The organism is Phreatobacter sp., assembly GCF_051860605.1.
Lineage (GTDB): Bacteria > Pseudomonadota > Alphaproteobacteria > Rhizobiales > Phreatobacteraceae > Phreatobacter.
Map to the genome: position 1 here is coordinate 58,031 of NZ_JBHYDR010000010.1, position 15,735 is coordinate 73,765.

Consider the following 15,735-nt stretch of genomic DNA (forward strand, 5'->3'; position numbering starts at 1 on the left):
GTCACGGCGGGGCATACTGTCACGGGGCAGGGTTGACGCCGGCGGAGCTGGCGCCGGCGCGACGGTCCGGCTATAGCCGCCCCTCCCCGGATTTCGCTGCACTGCACCCATCATGATCGGATATCTCGCCCTCGCCGGCTTCGTCGCCACCATCCCCGCCGCCAACTGGCTGATCGGCAATGCCGGCACGGTCTGCGTACCCGGCGGCCCGTGCCTCATCCCCGTCGGCTTCGGGCTGATGGCCCCGAGCGGCGTGCTGATGATCGGACTGGCGCTGGTGCTGCGCGACATCGTCCAGCGCACCATCGGCATCGGCTGGTCGCTGGCCGGCATCGCGATAGGCGCGGCGCTGTCATGGACCGTGGCGCCCGCCGCGCTCGCCATCGCATCGGCCGCCGCCTTCCTGTTCTCGGAACTGGCCGACACGGCGGTCTATACCCCGCTTGCCCGCAAGCGCCTGATCGCCGCCGTCCTGGCATCCAGCCTGGTCGGCACCGTCATCGATTCGGCCTTGTTCCTCTACCTCGCCTTCGGCTCGGTCGCGCTTCTTCCCGGCCTTGTGCTCGGCAAGGTCTGGATGGTGGCGCTCGCCACTGTCGGCATCTGGCTGGCGCGCAGGCGGCTTGAGTCGGCCGGCACGGCCTGAACGGCTGGCGATCCCGGCAGGATTCGAACCTGCGACCAACAGCTTAGAAGGCTGTCGCTCTATCCGGCTGAGCTACGGGACCTGATGTCCGCCCGCCCCGCCGCCGGCCCTCAATGGGTCCAGGCGCCGACGCGGTTGAACCTGAAATTGTCCGAATAGGCGGCGATGCGCCGCTTCGGTTGCTCGTCCTCGAAGACCTGATACGCGAGGACGTTGCGCTCGGCATAGGCGATCGCCTCTTCCTTCGTGTCGAAGGCAAGCCGAACCTGCTGGCGCATGTCGGTCGAACTCGTATAGCCCATGAGCGGCTCGACCGTGCGCGGCGCCTCCGGCTCGAAATCCAGACGCCAGGAATGGGTCTTGGCCTGGCCGGACTGCATGGCGGTCCGGGCCGGCCTGTAGATGCGCGCGACCACGTTCATCCTCCGGTTTGGTCGGGGCGACTGGATTCGAACCAGCGACCTAGAGTACCCAAAACTCTCGCGCTACCAGGCTGCGCTACGCCCCGTCTCACCCGCACATAGCCGAGCGCCGGTCGGGGGGCAAGGCGCGCGGTGCCGCCCGCTCAGCCGCCGAACCAGGGATGCTCCACCCGGTCTCCGGGCGCGATGCCGAGGCGCCGCGACGTGCCGGCAATCACCTCCAGCACCCCCTTCACCGGCCCGTCCGAGGCCACGATCGCCTCCGACAGCGGCGTGGTGTTCTCGGCGATGTTGCGGATGACGCCGTTGGCGCGGATGAAGATCATGTCGAGCGGGATGTAGGTGTTCTTCATCCACATCGTCACCTCGGTCTCCCGGGCGCCGAACTCGAACAGCATGCCCTGCCCGTCCGGCAGGCTGCGGCGGAACATCAGCCCGCGCGACCGCTTCTCGGGCGTGTCCGCCAGTTCGAGCTGGAAGGGATGGCGTGCGCCCGCGCGGGTGACGATGGTCAGCTGGGTGAGCGGGGTGCGGGCAAGGGCCGTCCCCCCCGCGAGCGAGGCGAAGCCGGCAGCGAGAACAAGGCGGCGATCGATCAGCATGACCGCTGTTCTAGCGGCTCAGTGGGAAGAGGGAAAGGAGGCGCCGTCCGGACGCACCTCTGCCGCCATCAGGCCCTTGTCGCCATCGCCATAACGCACCAGCACCCACTGGCCGGGCCGCAGCTCGGTCATGCCGTAGCGGCGCAGCGTTTCCATGTGCACGAAGATGTCGGGCGTGCCCGGCCCGCGCGACAGGAAGCCGAAGCCGCGCAGCCGGTTGAACCACTTGACCTCGGCGCGCTCCAGCGAACTCGTCGGCGTCACCGACACATGGGTGCGCGGCGGCGGCAGCTGCGAGGGATGCACCGCCGTGCTGTCGTCCATGGAGACCACGCGGAACGTCTGGAGGCCGCGCTGGCGCGCCATCGCCTCGACCACGATGCGGGCGCCCTCATAGGCTGTCTGGTAGCCGTCGCGCCTCAGGCTGGTGACGTGCAGGAGCACGTCGGGTCCGCCGTCATCCGGCACGATGAAGCCGTAACCCTTGGCCACATCGAACCATTTGATCGTGCCGGACACCTCGACCAGATTGGCGGGAACCTCGTCGGCCACCGTCGCGCTCTGGTTGCGAACCATGTCGGCGCTCTTGGCGCCCAGGCCCTCCGGGTCGGACTTGTCCGACGTCATCGCACTCACCGCCGCTGTATCGGGATCGCTGGCCTCGATCCCACCCCGCCCTGATTCTCGATGAAAGGATAACACCCGTCCTGCCTGCGGGAAGCCCAAATTTCGGCCCGTCCACCGCTTCGGCAACAAAGTGGTGCACAGCGTGTTGACGGGGGATCAGGAGAGCCCTGATGCCGCAAGGCGATCGCCCGCCGCCTCCAGCACCGTGCCGATATCGGCACGGATCACCAGGTCGGCCATGGCGTCGAGCGGCGTCTCCTCGCCGTTGATGATGACGAGGCGTGCGCCGTTCTGCCGCGCCGAGGCCGGCAGGCCGGCGGCCGGATAGACCACCAGCGAGGAACCGATGGCCAGGAAAAGGTCGCTCGACAGCGTCCAGCGCACGGCCTGCCGCATCTCCTCTTCGGGCATGGCCTGGCCGAACGAGATGGTGGCAGCCTTGACCGGGCCGAGGCAGGCTTCGCAGTCGGGCGCCTGACCGCCGGCCGCATGGAAGCGCCCACGCACCCAGTCCAGGTCGTAGCGCTGCCGGCAGTCGAGGCAATGGGCATAGGTGCCGTTGCCATGAAGCTCGATCAGCTGTCCGTCCGGCACGCCCGAATCCTGGTGCAGGTTGTCGATGTTCTGGGTGATGATGCCGGCAAGCCGGCCGGAGCGGACCATGCCGGCCAGCGCCCGGTGACCGCGACCCGGCACCGCGGCGGAAAAGGTCGCATCCATCGCGAACTTGCGCCGCCAGGCCTCGCTGCGCACTTCGCGGCTCGCCAGGAACGCATCGAAGGGGATCGGCTTGTTCCGGGTCCACAGCCCGCCCGGCGAACGGAAGTCCGGAATGCCGCATTCGGTGGACAGGCCGGCGCCGGTGAAGGCCACGGCACGGCTGGCCTGCCGGATCAGGCTTGCCAGATCGTCCACCTGCGTCGTCAACTCCGCGTCCATCGCCCTTCCATCCCCTGCGAGGCCCCATGCGCTACCTGCACACCATGGTCCGTGTGACCGATCTCGACCAGTCCCTCGACTTCTACTGCAACCGGCTCGGAATGGTTCAGGTCCGCCGGATGGACGTCGAGAAGGGCCGCTTCTCGCTGGTCTTCCTGTGCGCGGCGGACGATGTCGCTGCGGCCAAGGCCGACATCGCAGCCGGCCGGCGGCCGGCCCCGACACTGGAACTGACCTACAACTGGGATCCCGAAACCTATACCGGCGGGCGCAATTTCGGCCATCTCGCCTATGAGGTCGATGACATCTATGCCACCTGCGAGGCGCTGATGGCCGCCGGAATCACCATCAACCGGCCGCCGCGCGACGGCGTCATGGCCTTCATCCGCTCGCCCGACAACATCTCCATCGAACTGCTGCAGAAGGGCGAGGCCAAGGCCCCATCCGAGCCCTGGGCCTCCATGCCCAATACCGGCGTGTGGTGAGCCCTTGTTCGCGCTGAACCCGGGCGTCGTCGATACCGGCACGCCGCCGATCCCGGCCGCCCGGGCCTGGATGAGCCGCTATGACGGCGCCTTCGGGCCGGCCATCGACCTCTCGCAGGCCGCCCCCGGCGCGCCGCCGCCTCAGGACCTGCTGGAGCGCCTCGCCTGCGCGGCCGGCACGGCGGAGGTGGCGCGCTACGGCCCGATCCTCGGCGACGAGGCGCTGAGGCGCGCCTATGCCGCCGAGGTGTCGGCGATCTATGGCGGCGATGTCGGGCCACAGGACGTCGCCATCACGGCCGGCTGCAACCTCGCCTTCGTGGCGGCGGTGCTGGCGGTCGCCGCTCCCGGCGACGGGGTGATCCTGCCGGCGCCCTGGTATTTCAACCACCAGATGACGCTGCAGATGCTCGGCGTGACCGTCCAGCCCCTCACCTGCCGGGCCGAGAACCGCTTCGTTCCGGACCCCGCCGCCGCCGAGGCGCTGATCGGGCCCGCGACGCGCGCCATCGTGCTCGTGACGCCGAACAATCCGACCGGAGCCATCTATCCGGAGGGCCTGATCGCGGAATTCGCGGCGCTTGCCCGCCGGCACGGACTGGCCCTGATCCTCGACGAGACCTATCGCGACTTCCTGCCCGACGGCACCGTCCGGGCGCATGGCCTGCTGGCGCGCGACGACTGGCGCGACCATGTCGTCCAGCTCTATTCCTTCTCGAAATCCTACGCGATTCCCGGCCACCGCACCGGCGCGATCACCGCAGGTCCAAAGGCCATGGCCTCGATCCTGAAGGTGCTCGACAGCTTCCAGATCTGCGCGGCGCGGCCGGCCCAGGCCGCGCTGGCCTGGGCCATCGAGGCGGTTGCGCCCTGGCGGCAGGCCATGCGCGCGACCATCAATGCCCGCATCGCCGCCTTCGAACAGGTGGTGGCCGAGGCCCCCGGCTGGTCGGCAACCTCCATCGGCGCCTATTTCGCCTATCTGCGCCACCCGTTCGACGGCGTGCCGGCCGAACGCGTCGCCGAGCGGCTGGCGGTCGAACGGGGCGTGCTCGGCCTGCCCGGCTCCTTCTTCGGTCCCGGACAGGACGACCATATCCGCCTTGCCTTCGCCAATGCCGACGAGACGGCGATCGCCACCTTGCCCGGCCGGCTGAGGGGTCTCAGGCCATGAGCGAGGGCGTGCGCGCAGCGATCAGAGTTCCGCCACCTCCAGCACGCCCGGCACGGCCTTGATCGCGCCAGCGATCTGCGGCGAGACGGCAAAGCGGCCCGGCAGCTTCAGCTCCACCTCGCTGCCGGCGTCCGGCAGCATCATCACAAGGCTGATCTCGCCGTCCCCGCGTGCGGTGAGCCGCTTCGCGATGCTGTCGACGGGGCCGGGCCCCTCGACGACGACGCGGAATCCCTTCTGCACGCGCAGGGTTGCATCATCGAGCGGCTCGACGCTCTGGATGCGCACGCGCACCTCCTCGCCCTGCAACTCGGCCCCCACCGCCATCAGCACGGCGCGGCCGGGCTCAAGAAGGTCCCGATAGGCGGCAAGCCCCTCGGAGAACAGCACGGCCTCGTACTGGCCCGACGGGTCGGACAGCGTGACGATGCCCATCTTGTTGCCCGTGCGGGTGCGCCGCTCCTGCCGGCCGGTGACGACACCGGCGAGCCGGCCCGCGCTCGCGCCGCGCCGCACGCTCTGGGCGAAGGCGGCGAAGGGTTCGATCCTCAGGCGCTGGAGCGCCGCGCGATAATCGTCCAGCGGATGGCCGGAGAGGAAGAAGCCGATGGCCTTGAACTCCTCGTCGAGCCGCCGGCCCGCCAGCCAGGGCTCGACCTCCGCGAGTGCCAGTCCGCCCTGCCCGCCGCCGCCGCCGAACAGTTCGTCCTGGCCGAGGGCGCGGCCCTCGGCGCGCCGCTGGGCCTCCGCCAGGATGCGCTCGGCGGCCGCCATCGCACGGGCGCGGTTCGGCTCCAGTGCGTCGAAGGCACCCGCCGCCGCAAGGTTTTCCAGCGTTTTCCGGTTGAGCGCCTTCGGATTGATGCGCTGGGCGAAATCGGCAAGGTCGGCGAAGGGCCGCGCGCCACGCGCCGCGACGATGGCCTCGACCGCCTGGGCGCCGACCCCCTTGACCGCCGCCAGCGCATAGAGCACGCGCCCCTCGCTGACATCGAAGGTGACGCCCGAGCGGTTGACGCAGGGCGGCTCCACCCTGATGCCGAGCCGCAGCGCCTCCCTGCGGAATTCCGCCAGCTTGTCGGTGTTCGACAGGTCCAGCGTCATGGACGCGGCCATGAACTCGACCGGATGGTTGGCCTTCAGCCAGGCCGTCTGGTAGGCGACCAGCGCATAGGCCGCCGCGTGGCTCTTGTTGAAGCCGTAATCGGCGAACTTGGCGAGCAGGTCGAAAATCTCGTCGGCCTTGGCCTTGGCAATGCCCTGCCTCACGCAGCCGGTGACGAAGCGCTCGCGCTGCTGGTCCATCTCCGCCTTGATCTTCTTGCCCATGGCGCGGCGCAGAAGGTCGGCCTCTCCGAGCGAATAGCCGGAGAGGATCTGCGCGGCCTGCATCACCTGTTCCTGATAGACGATGATGCCGTGGGTCTCGGCCAGCACCTGCTCGAGCAGCGGATGGGGATACTCGGCCTTTTCCAGCCCGTGCTTGCGCGCGCAATAGACGGGGATGTTCGCCATCGGGCCCGGCCGGTAGAGCGCCACCAGCGCGATGATGTCCTCGAACCGGCTCGCCCGCATCTCGACGAGCGCCTTGCGCATGCCGGCGCTTTCCACCTGGAACACCCCGACCGTCTCGCCGCGGGCCAGCATGTCGTAGGACTTCGCGTCGTCGAGCGGTATGGCGGCGAGGTCGACGGCGATGCCGCGGGCCTTGAGCAGGTCGACCGCCGTCTGCAGCACCGTCAGCGTCTTCAGCCCGAGAAAGTCGAACTTCACCAGTCCCGCATTCTCAACCCATTTCATGTTGAACTGGGTGACCGGCATGTCGGTCTTCGGATCGCGGTAGAGCGGAACCAGCTCGACCAGCGGCCTGTCGCCGATGACCAGGCCGGCCGCATGGGTCGAGGCGTGGCGGTTGAGACCCTCCAGCCGGGTGGCGATGTCGAACAGCCGCCTGACCACCGGCTCCTCGTCGCGGGCGGCCTGCAGCTTCGGCTCGCCCTCGATGGCCTTGTCCAGGGTGACGGGCGCAGCCGGGTTCTGCGGCACCAGCTTGCACAGCTTGTCGACCTGGCCATAGGGCATTTCGAGGACCCGGCCGACATCGCGCAGCACGCCGCGGGCCTGCAGCGTGCCGAAGGTGATGATCTGGGCCACCTGGTCGCGGCCATAGCGCGCCTGCACGTAGCGGATCACCTCGTCGCGCCGGTCCTGGCAGAAGTCGATGTCGAAATCGGGCATCGACACGCGCTCGGGATTGAGGAAGCGCTCGAACAGAAGGTCGAAGCGCAGCGGATCGAGGTCGGTGATGGTCAGCGCATAGGCGACCAGCGAGCCGGCGCCCGAGCCGCGCCCCGGCCCGACCGGGATCGCCTGGGCCTTGGCCCATTTGATGAAGTCGGCAACGATGAGGAAATAGCCGGGAAACTTCATCTTCCCGATGATCGAGAGCTCGAAATCGAGCCGGTCGGCATAGTCCTTATCGGTCAGTCCCGGCGCCCGGCCATGGGCGGCAAGGCGCAGCGCCAACCCTTCGCGGGCCTGGCGGGCAAGTTCGGCCGCCTCGTCCACCACGACCCCGCCCGCCTCCAGCGTGAAGCGCGGCAGGATCGGCTTGCGCTTGCGCGGCCGGGCGTGGCAGCGCCGGGCGATCTCCACCGTCGACTCGACTGCCTCGGGAAGGTCGGCGAACAGGGCGGCCATCTCCGCCTGGCTCTTGAAGCGGTGCTCGGGGGTCAGCCTGCGCCGGTCGGGATCGGCCAGGATGCGGCCCTCGGCAATGGCGATCAGCGCGTCGTGGCTCTCGTAGTCGCTCGCTGCGCCGAAATAGCACTGGTTGGTGGCGACCAGCGGCAGGCCGCGCCGATAGGCCTCTTCCACGAGGGCCGGCTCGACCTGACGCTCCTCCTCGAGGCCGTGCCGCTGCAACTCCACATAGAGCCCGTCGCCGAAGATCGCCGAGAGCCGGTCGAGGCGGCTGGCGGCGAGGGCCGGCTGGCCGTCGCGAAACGCCCGGTCGAGCGGCCCGTCGGGACCGCCGGTCAGCGCGATCAGCCCCTCGCCGTGACCGGCGAGCACCGTAAGGGGCACGGCGACATCGCCCTGATCGGCGCCGGTCATGAAGCCGTGACTGGTGAGGGCCATGAGATTGCGGTAGCCGGCCTCGCTGCGGGCCAGAAGCGCGATGCGCGGCCGCGCCACGGCCAGACCGGGCCGGCGCGGGTCAACCTCGCGATCGGCGAAATCGACCGCGAGGGTCAGGCCGACGATCGGCTGGATGCCGGTCTCGGCCATCTTCTCGGAGAATTCGAGCGCGCCGAACAGGTTGTTGGTGTCGGTCACCGCCAAAGCCGGCATCCGGTCGGCGGCCGCCAGCTTGGCGAGCTTGCCGATGGGCAGCGCGCCCTCCAGCAGCGAGAAGGCCGAATGGACGCGCAGATGGACAAAGGTCCTCATCGTCATCGTGCCGTCCCTTCCTGTCCGACTCGCCACGCCCCCGAACCGCCCGACCATGGACGGCACCACCCGCCCCTTTCAACCACTGACGGACTGCAAACCGTCCGTCATCCACGGCAGAGGCTGCCGCCGGCGTCAAAGACCCTGCAGGGCCTGCGCCCAGACCGTCACCATGCCCGTGAACAGGCCCAGGGCCACCAGCGCCGCCACATCCTCGATCAGAGACCGGATCATCGCTCACTCCTCCACAACGCCACGAAGCGACTATGTTCGCTTTTTGTTCTCATTGCAAGAGGTGCGAACAAAAAAAGAACATGCTGGATTTGCGAGCGGCGACTAACGGCTGCGCCGCCGCCGCAGTCGCGTGCAATCGTCAGGACTCTCAGATATCTACCGGGCGAACCCGTCGGTCAGACCTCGACCACCTGACCGTCGCGGATGGTGACCCGGCGGTCCATGCGGGCGGCCAGATCCACATTGTGGGTGGCAACGACGGCCGCGAGCTGGGAGGCGCGCACCAGCTGGCCGAGCGCCGAAAACACATGGTCGGCAGTCTTCGGGTCCAGATTGCCGGTCGGCTCGTCGGCCAGCAGGATGCGCGGCGCATTGGCAACGGCGCGGGCGATGGCCACGCGCTGCTGCTCGCCGCCCGACAGTTCCGCGGGGCGGTGATGCACCCGGCTGCCCAGCCCCAGATAGCCGAGCAGTTCGGCGGCCCGCTTGCGCGCCTCGGCCGCCGTCAGGCCCTTGATCATCTGCGGCAGCACGACGTTCTCGAGCGCGGAGAATTCCGGCAGCAGATGGTGGAACTGGTAGACGAAGCCGATCTCGTCGCGGCGAATGCGGGTGCGCTCGCTGTCCGGCAGTTTCGAGGTTGCCGCACCGCCGATGAACACCTCACCGCCGTCGGGCAGTTCCAGGAGGCCGGCCATGTGCAGGAGCGTCGACTTGCCGGTGCCGGAGGGGGCCATCAGCGCCACGCTCTCGCCCGGCCAGACGGCAAACTCGGCGCCTTTCAGGATTTCCAGCGGCGCACCGGCCTGCCGGTAGGTGCGCACGACGGCCTGAAGCCAGAGCACCGGCTGCGGCTGGCCGGCCGGCGCAGCGGCAGCGGCGGGTTCGCTGGTCACGACGGTGTTCTCACTCATAGCGCAGCGCCTCGACCGGATCGAGCCTGGCCGCCCGCCAGGACGGGTAGAGGGTTGCCAGCAGCGACAGGATCAGCGCCATGACCAGCACGGAAATGGTCTCGCCCATCGCCATCTCGGCCGGGATCTGGGTCAGGAACCGGACGGTCGGGTCCCACAACGTGGTGCCGGTCGCCCAGGACATGAACTCCTGGATGCGCTGCACGTTGAGGCACACCACCACCCCCAGCACGAAGCCGGCCAGCGTGCCCACCACGCCGATCGAGGCGCCGGTGATCAGGAAGATGCGCATCACCGCGCCGCGCGTCGCCCCCATGGTCCGGAGGATGGCAATGTCGCGGCCCTTGTCCTTCACCAGCATGATCAGGCCGGAAATGATGTTGAGCACCGCCACCAGCACGATCAGGGTGAGGATCATGAACATGACGTTGCGCTCCACCTGCAGGGCGGAGAAGAAGGTGGCGTTGCGCTGGCGCCAGTCGACGATGAAGACCGGTCGCTCGACCGCCTCGGACACCACCCGTCGGTAGTGCTCGATGCGGTCGGCATTGTCGGTATAGACCTCGATGGAGGACGCATCCCCCTCCCGGTTGAAATAGGCCTGCGCCTCCGCGAAGGGCATGAAGATGAAGGCGGAATCATATTCCGTCATGCCCACTTCGAAGATCGCCACGATCGGATAGGACTTGATCCGCGGCGTCATGCCCATGGGCGTCGCCGCGCCGCGCGGCGACACGAGGGTCAGGTTGTCGCCGAGCCGCAGCGAGAGCTGGTTGGCGAGCCGCTGGCCGACCATGATGCCCTGCCCGGCGTCGAAATCGTCGAGGCCGCCCTGCTTGATGTTGGCGGCGATCAGCGGCAGGCGGGTGAGGTCCTCCGCCCGCATGCCGCGCACGATCGTGCCGCCCGCATTGAACGGCGAAGAGGCCAGCGCCTGGCCCTCGATGACGGGAGCGGCAAGCCGCACCCCCTGCACCCGCATCAGCCGGGCCGCGACCTCGGCGAAGTCGGTCAGCGGCGTGTCGATCGGCTGCAGCACCATATGGCCCTGCACGCCCAGGATCTTGCCGAGCAGTTCCTTGCGGAAGCCGTTCATCACCGCCATCACGATGATGAGGGTGGCAACCCCAAGCATGATCCCGATGAACGAGAATCCGGCAATGACCGAGATGAAGCCCTCCTTGCGCCGCGCCCTGAGGTAGCGCAGCGAGAGCATCCATTCGAAGGGAGAAAAGGGTCTGGTTCCGGAGGGCTCTGACATCGGCCATTCGTGCAAGGCGTGCGGCGGCTCGCCGCGCGGGATGCACAAACTATCTGATTCAGGCCTTCTCGCGACGGGGTCGCGGCGGATTTTGAAGGGAAGCCCGATCAGGCCGCATTGACCCGCCGGAACCTGTTGAAAAAGGCGAAGGGCGCGCCCGAAAGCAGCACGTCGAGATAGCGCAGCGCCTGGAAATGGCCGTTGAGCGAGACCCGCGGCAGGGCGGTGAGATGGTCGCGGTGCTCGGCATAGACCAGACCCGGCCGGGTGGTGACGGCAGTCGCGAAGCCAAGTTCGCGGGCCAGCGCAAACTCGCGCGGCCCCGCCGAGGTCGAATCGCCCACCGGATAGGCGAAGTGCCGGATCGGCCGGCCGAGCCGCGCCTCGATGACCTCCCGCGAGGTCAGCATCTCCTGCCGGGCGACGTCGTCCGGATATTTCGCGAGCATGATGTGGCTCACCGTATGGGCGCCGAAGGTGACCAGCGGGTCGCGGCCGAGCGCGGCCAGTTCGTCCCAGTCCATGCACAGCTTGCGGCAGGTTTCGCGGAAATCGATGCCGTGGCGCTCGGCGAGGTCGCGGACATAGGCCCGCAGCTCGGTCTCGGGCTGGCTTCTCAGGTGCCAGTAGATCTCGCCCCAGGCCTCGTTCTTGAGGCTTGCGGTGGAACAGTCGAAATGGACGATGCCGCCGCCGATGCGGGCCGTCACCGACCGCTGCGTGCGGATCGTCTCCTCCAGGACCAGCCACCACAATTCGCCCTCGTGCTCGGCAAACGCGGTCGGCAGATAGATGGTGAAGGGCACGCCATGGCGCTTCAGCACGGGCAGCGCGTGCTCGGCATTGTCGCGATAGCCGTCGTCGAAGGTGAAGGCGACGAAGGGCCGGCCCTCGCCGCCGGCCGCGATCCGGCCGGGCACCTCGTCCATGGCCACGATGTCGAAGCCCGAGGCGCGGACACGCTCGACCACGCTGTCCAGAAAGTCCGGCGTCACCTCCAGCAGCGCATTGGGGGCGAAGTCGGACGGGGCGGCCGGGCGGACATGGTGCAGCATGAGGATGGCGCCGAGCCCGCCGAAGACAGGGCGGAGCATCCGGTGGGCGCCGGTAAAATACAGGGCCTCGAGCCCTGCCCTGAACACCGTGTTGCGCAGATCGCCCATCCCGCTCACCCCCGAACCGTCGGCCCGAACCGGACCGGCTCACCATCCTGCCAACGAAATCTTGAGACTTGTTTGATAGGCATGCGCCCATCCAAGCGGTGGTGCATCATGTCGCAGACGGTCGAGACGCCAACGATCGACGCCCTGGCCGTCGATCCGGCCGGAAGTTCCGGTGCCGCATCGGCCGGTCGCAGGGGCCATGTCCGGATCCTTGACAGTTTCGCCGCCGCCGCCCCGCTCTGGACCGCCCTGCAGCAGCTTTGTCCGCACAGCGGCTATCAGCTCTTCGCCTGGCAGGAGGCCTTCCAGCGCCATCTCGGCGGCACCCGCAGCCTCTGCCTTGCCGCCATTCACGATCCCCTCGGGGCGCCGCTCGGGCTCATGCCGCTGTCGATCGAGCGACGTCAGGGGCTGGGCCTTGCCCGGTTCATCGGCGGCAGCCACGTCAATTTCTCCATGGGCCTGTGGCGGCCCGATGCCGGTCGCGTGCTGGGCGCCGCAGGCGCTGCTTCCGTCCTCGGCCAGATCGCCCAGGCGGCCCCCTCGCGCATCGACCTGTTCGCGCTGACCGGCCAGCCGCATGTCTGGGAGGGGGTCGACAACCCGCTGGCGGCCCTGTCCCACCGCCCCTCGCCCTCCTTCGGCTACGGGCTCGACCTCGATGCCGATGCCGAAGCCGTGCTGGCGCGGGTGGTCTCGCCGAACTCGCGGCGCAAGATGCGCAAGAAGGAGCGCAACCTGGCCGAAATCGGCCCGGTCGCCTTCACGGTTGCCGGAACACCGTCCGACATCCAGCGCCTTGCCGACCTCTTCCTTGTCTGGAAGGCCGAACGTTTCCGGGCTCTCGGCATCCACAACGTCTTTGCCGAACCCGGCATGCGCAGCTTCATCCTGGATGCGGCCGGGGCGGGCCTCGGCCAGGCCGACCCGGCGCTGGAACTCTGCGCCCTGACCGTTGCCGGTGAGCCGGTCGCCATTTTCGGCGGCACCATCGCCCGCGGCCGCTATTCAGGCATGTTCAACGCGATGGCGCCCGGCGACATCCAGAAGGACAGCCCCGGCGAGCTGCTGCTGCACCATCTCGTGCGCTATTGCTGCGAGCGAGGTCTGACGGTTTTCGATCTGGGTGCGGGCGAGGCCCAGTACAAGCAGAACCTCTGCGACCGGGTCGAGCCGCTGTTCGACCAGTTCATTGCGGTCACCTGGCGCGGCCAGCTCGCCACCCGCGCAATGGCCGCCAGGGCCGCCGCCAAGCGCGAGGTCAAGCAGTCGCCGACCCTGTGGGCGATCGTCCAGCGCTTCCGGCGCATGCGGGCGGGTCGCGGCGACGGGTTGGCCTGAGAAGGGTCTGCCTGACAGCGGCCGTGCCGCCCGTGAGGCTGATGCCACGCAGCGCATGGCGGTCGGGCAGGGTTCGGGGACGATGGACCGCCAGACCGCAGGAGATGCCATGCCCGCCTCGATGGTCGAGACCTACCGCGCCATGGCCTACAACAATGCCTGGGCCAACCACCGGCTGCTGGCCGCCTGCGCGGCGCTGACGCCGGAAGCCTTTGCCGCGACCCGCACCAGCTTCTTTCCAAGCCTTGCCGCCACGCTGAACCACAACCTGACCATCGACTGGTTCTATGTCGACGCGCTGGAGGGCGGCGATCTCGGCCCCCGCGCCTGGGATGTCGTGGTGCCCTGCCCGGCCATCGACGACCTCCGTCGCGAGCAGGCGGCGGTCGACCGCCGGCTGATCGCGGTCTGCGAGGCGCTGACCGAGGCCGCCCTTGGCGAGACCGTCCACGTCAACCGGATCCGGCGGGTGCAGGTCGAGCGCCGCGACCGGCTGCTGCTGCACCTTTTCCAGCACCAGACTCACCATCGCGGACAGGCTCACGCCATGCTGGCGGGAACATCGGTCAGGCCGCCGCAACTCGACGAGTTCTTCTCCATCGGCGAGGCGCCGCTCAGGGCCGCCGAGTTCGCGGAGCTCGGCTGGACGGAGGAGACCATCTGGGGGCCGGGGGCAAGCTGACGCCGGGCTCAAGCTGCAGGGGGTCATGGTGGCGTTGCCGGGGAGATTGCGTTGCACCAGCCATTTGCGTCCTTCGAGGCTCGCTTCGCTCGCACCTCGGGACGAGCACCGTTGGTGACTGGCATCCGTGTCGCCTGCAGACCGGCCGTCCCGCTTCAGCTATCCGAGGCGCCATGCACCGCCCCCCTCATCCTGAGGTGCGAGCGGCAGCGAGCCTCGAAGGATGCAGTTGCCTGGTGCAGGCCGCCGGCCGGAGCACGATCGGGCGTCTAGACCGTCGGCCGGATCTCGAACCCTTCGACCTGCTCCCGTTCGGGATGGCTGAAGGTGATCGACTTCTCCTCGATGGCATCGACCTTGGCGCCGAGCGGGCCGTTCATGGCGTCGCGCAGGAGCTGCTCGTAGGCCTCGTCACCCGCGAAGATCAGGGCCTCGACGGTGTCGTCCCTGCGGTTGCGCACCCAGCCGGAGACCCCGAGCTCCAGCGCCCGCCGGCGGAACCACTGGCGATAGCCGACCCCCTGGACGAGACCGCGAATGGTCAGGTGGATCGCCATGGCAGCACGCCCTCCCGCCCCGTCAGCTCCGCTTCGCGCTGGGTAATGAAGTCGCGGGTAACCGGCACGGCGTCGCGCCGTTCCGACAGCAGCAGCTGATAGACCATGTTCGAGCCGTCGCGGAAACCGAGCTCGACGGCGGCAAGGTAGAACTCCCACATGCGGGCGAAACGCTCGCCCTGCATGGCCACCACCTGGTCGCGCACGGCCTCGAAATTTTCCCGCCAGGCCCTGATGGTCCAGTAATAGTGGAGGCGCAGCACCTCGCAATCGTCCACCCACAGCCCCGTCCGCTCGGTCGAGGCGAAGACCTCCGACAGCGCCGGCACATAACCGCCCGGAAAAATGTATTTGCGGATGAACGGCGCCGTGGTGCCGGGCGGTGACATGCGACCGATGGCGTGGATCATGGCATAGCCGTCGCGCCCGCAGAGCCGCTTCACGGTGGCGAAATAGTCGTCGAAGTGATTGACGCCGACATGCTCCATCATGCCGACCGAGACGACCCGGTCGAACGTGCCGGTGAGTTCGCGATAGTCCTTCTCGAAGAAGGTCACGCGGTCGGCGACGCCGGCCGAGGCCACGCGGTCCTTCGAGGCGGCGAGCTGGTCCGGCGAGACATTGATGGCCGTCACCTTCGCCCCGCAGACCGCGGCGAGATAGGTCGCAAGCCCGCCCCAGCCCGAGCCGATCTCGGCCACCGTCATGCCCGGCTCGAGCGCGAGCTTGGCCGCGATATGGCGCATCTTGGCGACCTGCGCATCCTTCAGCGTCATGTCCGGCTGCGAGAAATAGGCGCAGGAATAGCTCATCGTCTCATCGAGCCAGAGCTCGTAGAAGGCGCGCGGGTGGTCGTAATGGCTCGACACGTTCGCCGCCGCCTGTCCGACCTTGTTGGACTGGTGGCGCCGCCTCAGCGCCCGCCAGACCTTGCGCAGCGCCTGCTGGACCGGATGCGCGCCGAGACCTGCCCGGTTCACCGAGAACAGGGTGAGCAGGTCCAGCACCTTGCCGCCCTCGATGGTCAGCCGGCCGTCCATATAGGCCTCGGCCGATGCGAGTTCCGGGTTGAAGAACAGCTCGCGCTGCACGCGCGCGTCATGCAGCTTCACCGTCACCTCGGGGCCGTTCCCGCCGGAGCCGAACGCCTCGCGGGTGCCGTCGTGGTGGATGACCGTCAGCCGGCCATTCTTCACGAAGCGCGAAAGCAGGTGGGCAAGCATGCTCATGTCGGA

15 protein-coding genes and 2 tRNA genes are annotated in these 15,735 nt (G+C 68.5%); 5 read left to right on the forward strand and 12 right to left on the reverse strand.

Going from position 1 to position 15,735, the window contains the following annotated elements:
• The first annotated feature begins 112 nt into the window (after positions 1–112).
• A complete protein-coding gene (locus tag ACTIFS_RS16905) occupies positions 113–646 on the forward strand; it encodes a VUT family protein (protein WP_439575292.1) in 534 nt (177 codons plus the stop codon).
• 5 nt (positions 647–651) lie between these two features.
• On the opposite strand, the gene ACTIFS_RS16910 is transcribed toward ACTIFS_RS16905, so the two are convergent.
• The 6 genes from ACTIFS_RS16910 to ACTIFS_RS16935 form a co-directional block, all read right to left on the reverse strand.
• A tRNA-Arg gene (locus tag ACTIFS_RS16910) sits at positions 652–728 on the reverse strand.
• Between the two features lie 28 nt (positions 729–756).
• Positions 757–1,062, reverse strand: coding sequence for an ETC complex I subunit (locus ACTIFS_RS16915; protein WP_439575293.1), 306 nt, complete (start codon positions 1,060–1,062; stop codon positions 757–759).
• 15 nt (positions 1,063–1,077) lie between these two features.
• Positions 1,078–1,154, reverse strand: a tRNA-Pro gene (locus tag ACTIFS_RS16920).
• A 57-nt stretch (positions 1,155–1,211) separates the two neighbouring features.
• On the reverse strand, positions 1,212–1,670 hold the full coding sequence (locus tag ACTIFS_RS16925) for a DUF192 domain-containing protein (RefSeq protein ID WP_439575294.1): 459 nt from the start codon (positions 1,668–1,670) through the stop codon (positions 1,212–1,214).
• 18 nt (positions 1,671–1,688) lie between these two features.
• On the reverse strand, positions 1,689–2,297 hold the full coding sequence (locus ACTIFS_RS16930; protein ID WP_439575295.1) for a cold-shock protein: 609 nt from the start codon (positions 2,295–2,297) through the stop codon (positions 1,689–1,691).
• A 156-nt stretch (positions 2,298–2,453) separates the two neighbouring features.
• Complete coding sequence (locus tag ACTIFS_RS16935; protein ID WP_439575296.1) at positions 2,454–3,236, reverse strand: SIR2 family NAD-dependent protein deacylase; 783 nt, start codon at positions 3,234–3,236, stop codon at positions 2,454–2,456.
• Between the two features lie 26 nt (positions 3,237–3,262).
• Between ACTIFS_RS16935 and gloA the strand changes: the two genes are divergently transcribed.
• The gene (gloA, locus tag ACTIFS_RS16940; RefSeq protein ID WP_439575297.1) at positions 3,263–3,721 is read left to right on the forward strand and encodes a lactoylglutathione lyase; all 459 of its coding nucleotides are present in this window, start codon (positions 3,263–3,265) and stop codon (positions 3,719–3,721) included.
• A gap of 4 nt (positions 3,722–3,725) precedes the next feature.
• Positions 3,726–4,895, forward strand: coding sequence for an aminotransferase (locus tag ACTIFS_RS16945; protein ID WP_439575298.1), 1,170 nt, complete (start codon positions 3,726–3,728; stop codon positions 4,893–4,895).
• Positions 4,896–4,916: 21 nt separating this feature from the next.
• On the opposite strand, the gene dnaE is transcribed toward ACTIFS_RS16945, so the two are convergent.
• The 4 genes from dnaE to ACTIFS_RS16965 form a co-directional block, all read right to left on the reverse strand.
• The gene (gene dnaE / locus ACTIFS_RS16950; protein ID WP_439575299.1) at positions 4,917–8,354 is read right to left on the reverse strand and encodes a DNA polymerase III subunit alpha; all 3,438 of its coding nucleotides are present in this window, start codon (positions 8,352–8,354) and stop codon (positions 4,917–4,919) included.
• A 404-nt stretch (positions 8,355–8,758) separates the two neighbouring features.
• Positions 8,759–9,496 carry an ABC transporter ATP-binding protein gene (locus ACTIFS_RS16955; protein WP_439575300.1) on the reverse strand — a complete coding sequence of 246 codons (738 nt, stop codon included), beginning with the start codon at positions 9,494–9,496 and terminating at the stop codon, positions 8,759–8,761.
• Entirely contained in the window at positions 9,489–10,757 is a 1,269-nt protein-coding gene (locus ACTIFS_RS16960) for a lipoprotein-releasing ABC transporter permease subunit (protein ID WP_439575301.1), read from the reverse strand. The genes ACTIFS_RS16955 and ACTIFS_RS16960 overlap by 8 nt, the downstream gene beginning before the upstream one ends.
• A gap of 107 nt (positions 10,758–10,864) precedes the next feature.
• Positions 10,865–11,920, reverse strand: coding sequence for a polysaccharide deacetylase family protein (locus ACTIFS_RS16965; RefSeq protein ID WP_439575302.1), 1,056 nt, complete (start codon positions 11,918–11,920; stop codon positions 10,865–10,867).
• Between the two features lie 108 nt (positions 11,921–12,028).
• Here ACTIFS_RS16965 and ACTIFS_RS16970 point away from each other — a divergent pair, with 108 nt between their 5' ends.
• Both ACTIFS_RS16970 and ACTIFS_RS16975 read left to right on the forward strand, forming a co-directional pair.
• Positions 12,029–13,261 (forward strand): GNAT family N-acetyltransferase, encoded by a 1,233-nt coding sequence (locus ACTIFS_RS16970; protein ID WP_439575303.1) that lies wholly within the window; start codon positions 12,029–12,031, stop codon positions 13,259–13,261.
• 109 nt (positions 13,262–13,370) lie between these two features.
• Positions 13,371–13,943, forward strand: a complete 573-nt coding sequence (locus ACTIFS_RS16975; RefSeq protein ID WP_439575304.1) for a DinB family protein — start codon at positions 13,371–13,373, stop codon at positions 13,941–13,943.
• Between the two features lie 269 nt (positions 13,944–14,212).
• Here the strand turns inward: ACTIFS_RS16975 and ACTIFS_RS16980 are convergent, their stop codons facing one another.
• Positions 14,213–14,500: an acylphosphatase gene (locus ACTIFS_RS16980; protein WP_439575305.1), complete on the reverse strand. Its 288-nt coding sequence runs from the start codon at positions 14,498–14,500 to the stop codon at positions 14,213–14,215.
• Positions 14,485–15,729 carry a class I SAM-dependent methyltransferase gene (locus tag ACTIFS_RS16985; RefSeq protein WP_439575306.1) on the reverse strand — a complete coding sequence of 415 codons (1,245 nt, stop codon included), beginning with the start codon at positions 15,727–15,729 and terminating at the stop codon, positions 14,485–14,487. Before ACTIFS_RS16985 ends, ACTIFS_RS16980 begins: the two co-directional genes overlap by 16 nt.
• Positions 15,730–15,735 lie beyond the last annotated feature (6 nt).

Excerpts from the sequence above, each read along its gene's own strand:
- ACTIFS_RS16975 (WP_439575304.1), top strand. The coding sequence starts at position 13,371 with ATGCCCGCCTCGATGGTCGAGACCTACCGCGCCATGGCCTACAACAAT.
- ACTIFS_RS16905 (WP_439575292.1), top strand. The coding sequence starts at position 113 with ATGATCGGATATCTCGCCCTCGCCGGCTTCGTCGCCACCATCCCCGCC.
- ACTIFS_RS16955 (WP_439575300.1), bottom strand. The coding sequence starts at position 9,496 with ATGAGTGAGAACACCGTCGTGACCAGCGAACCCGCCGCTGCCGCTGCG.
- ACTIFS_RS16970 (WP_439575303.1), top strand. The coding sequence starts at position 12,029 with ATGTCGCAGACGGTCGAGACGCCAACGATCGACGCCCTGGCCGTCGAT.
- ACTIFS_RS16925 (WP_439575294.1), bottom strand. The coding sequence starts at position 1,670 with ATGCTGATCGATCGCCGCCTTGTTCTCGCTGCCGGCTTCGCCTCGCTC.
- ACTIFS_RS16960 (WP_439575301.1), bottom strand. The coding sequence starts at position 10,757 with ATGTCAGAGCCCTCCGGAACCAGACCCTTTTCTCCCTTCGAATGGATG.
- ACTIFS_RS16965 (WP_439575302.1), bottom strand. The coding sequence starts at position 11,920 with ATGGGCGATCTGCGCAACACGGTGTTCAGGGCAGGGCTCGAGGCCCTG.
- dnaE (WP_439575299.1), bottom strand. The coding sequence starts at position 8,354 with ATGACGATGAGGACCTTTGTCCATCTGCGCGTCCATTCGGCCTTCTCG.
- ACTIFS_RS16930 (WP_439575295.1), bottom strand. The coding sequence starts at position 2,297 with ATGACGTCGGACAAGTCCGACCCGGAGGGCCTGGGCGCCAAGAGCGCC.
- ACTIFS_RS16935 (WP_439575296.1), bottom strand. The coding sequence starts at position 3,236 with ATGGACGCGGAGTTGACGACGCAGGTGGACGATCTGGCAAGCCTGATC.
- ACTIFS_RS16985 (WP_439575306.1), bottom strand. The coding sequence starts at position 15,729 with ATGAGCATGCTTGCCCACCTGCTTTCGCGCTTCGTGAAGAATGGCCGG.
- gloA (WP_439575297.1), top strand. The coding sequence starts at position 3,263 with ATGCGCTACCTGCACACCATGGTCCGTGTGACCGATCTCGACCAGTCC.
- ACTIFS_RS16980 (WP_439575305.1), bottom strand. The coding sequence starts at position 14,500 with ATGGCGATCCACCTGACCATTCGCGGTCTCGTCCAGGGGGTCGGCTAT.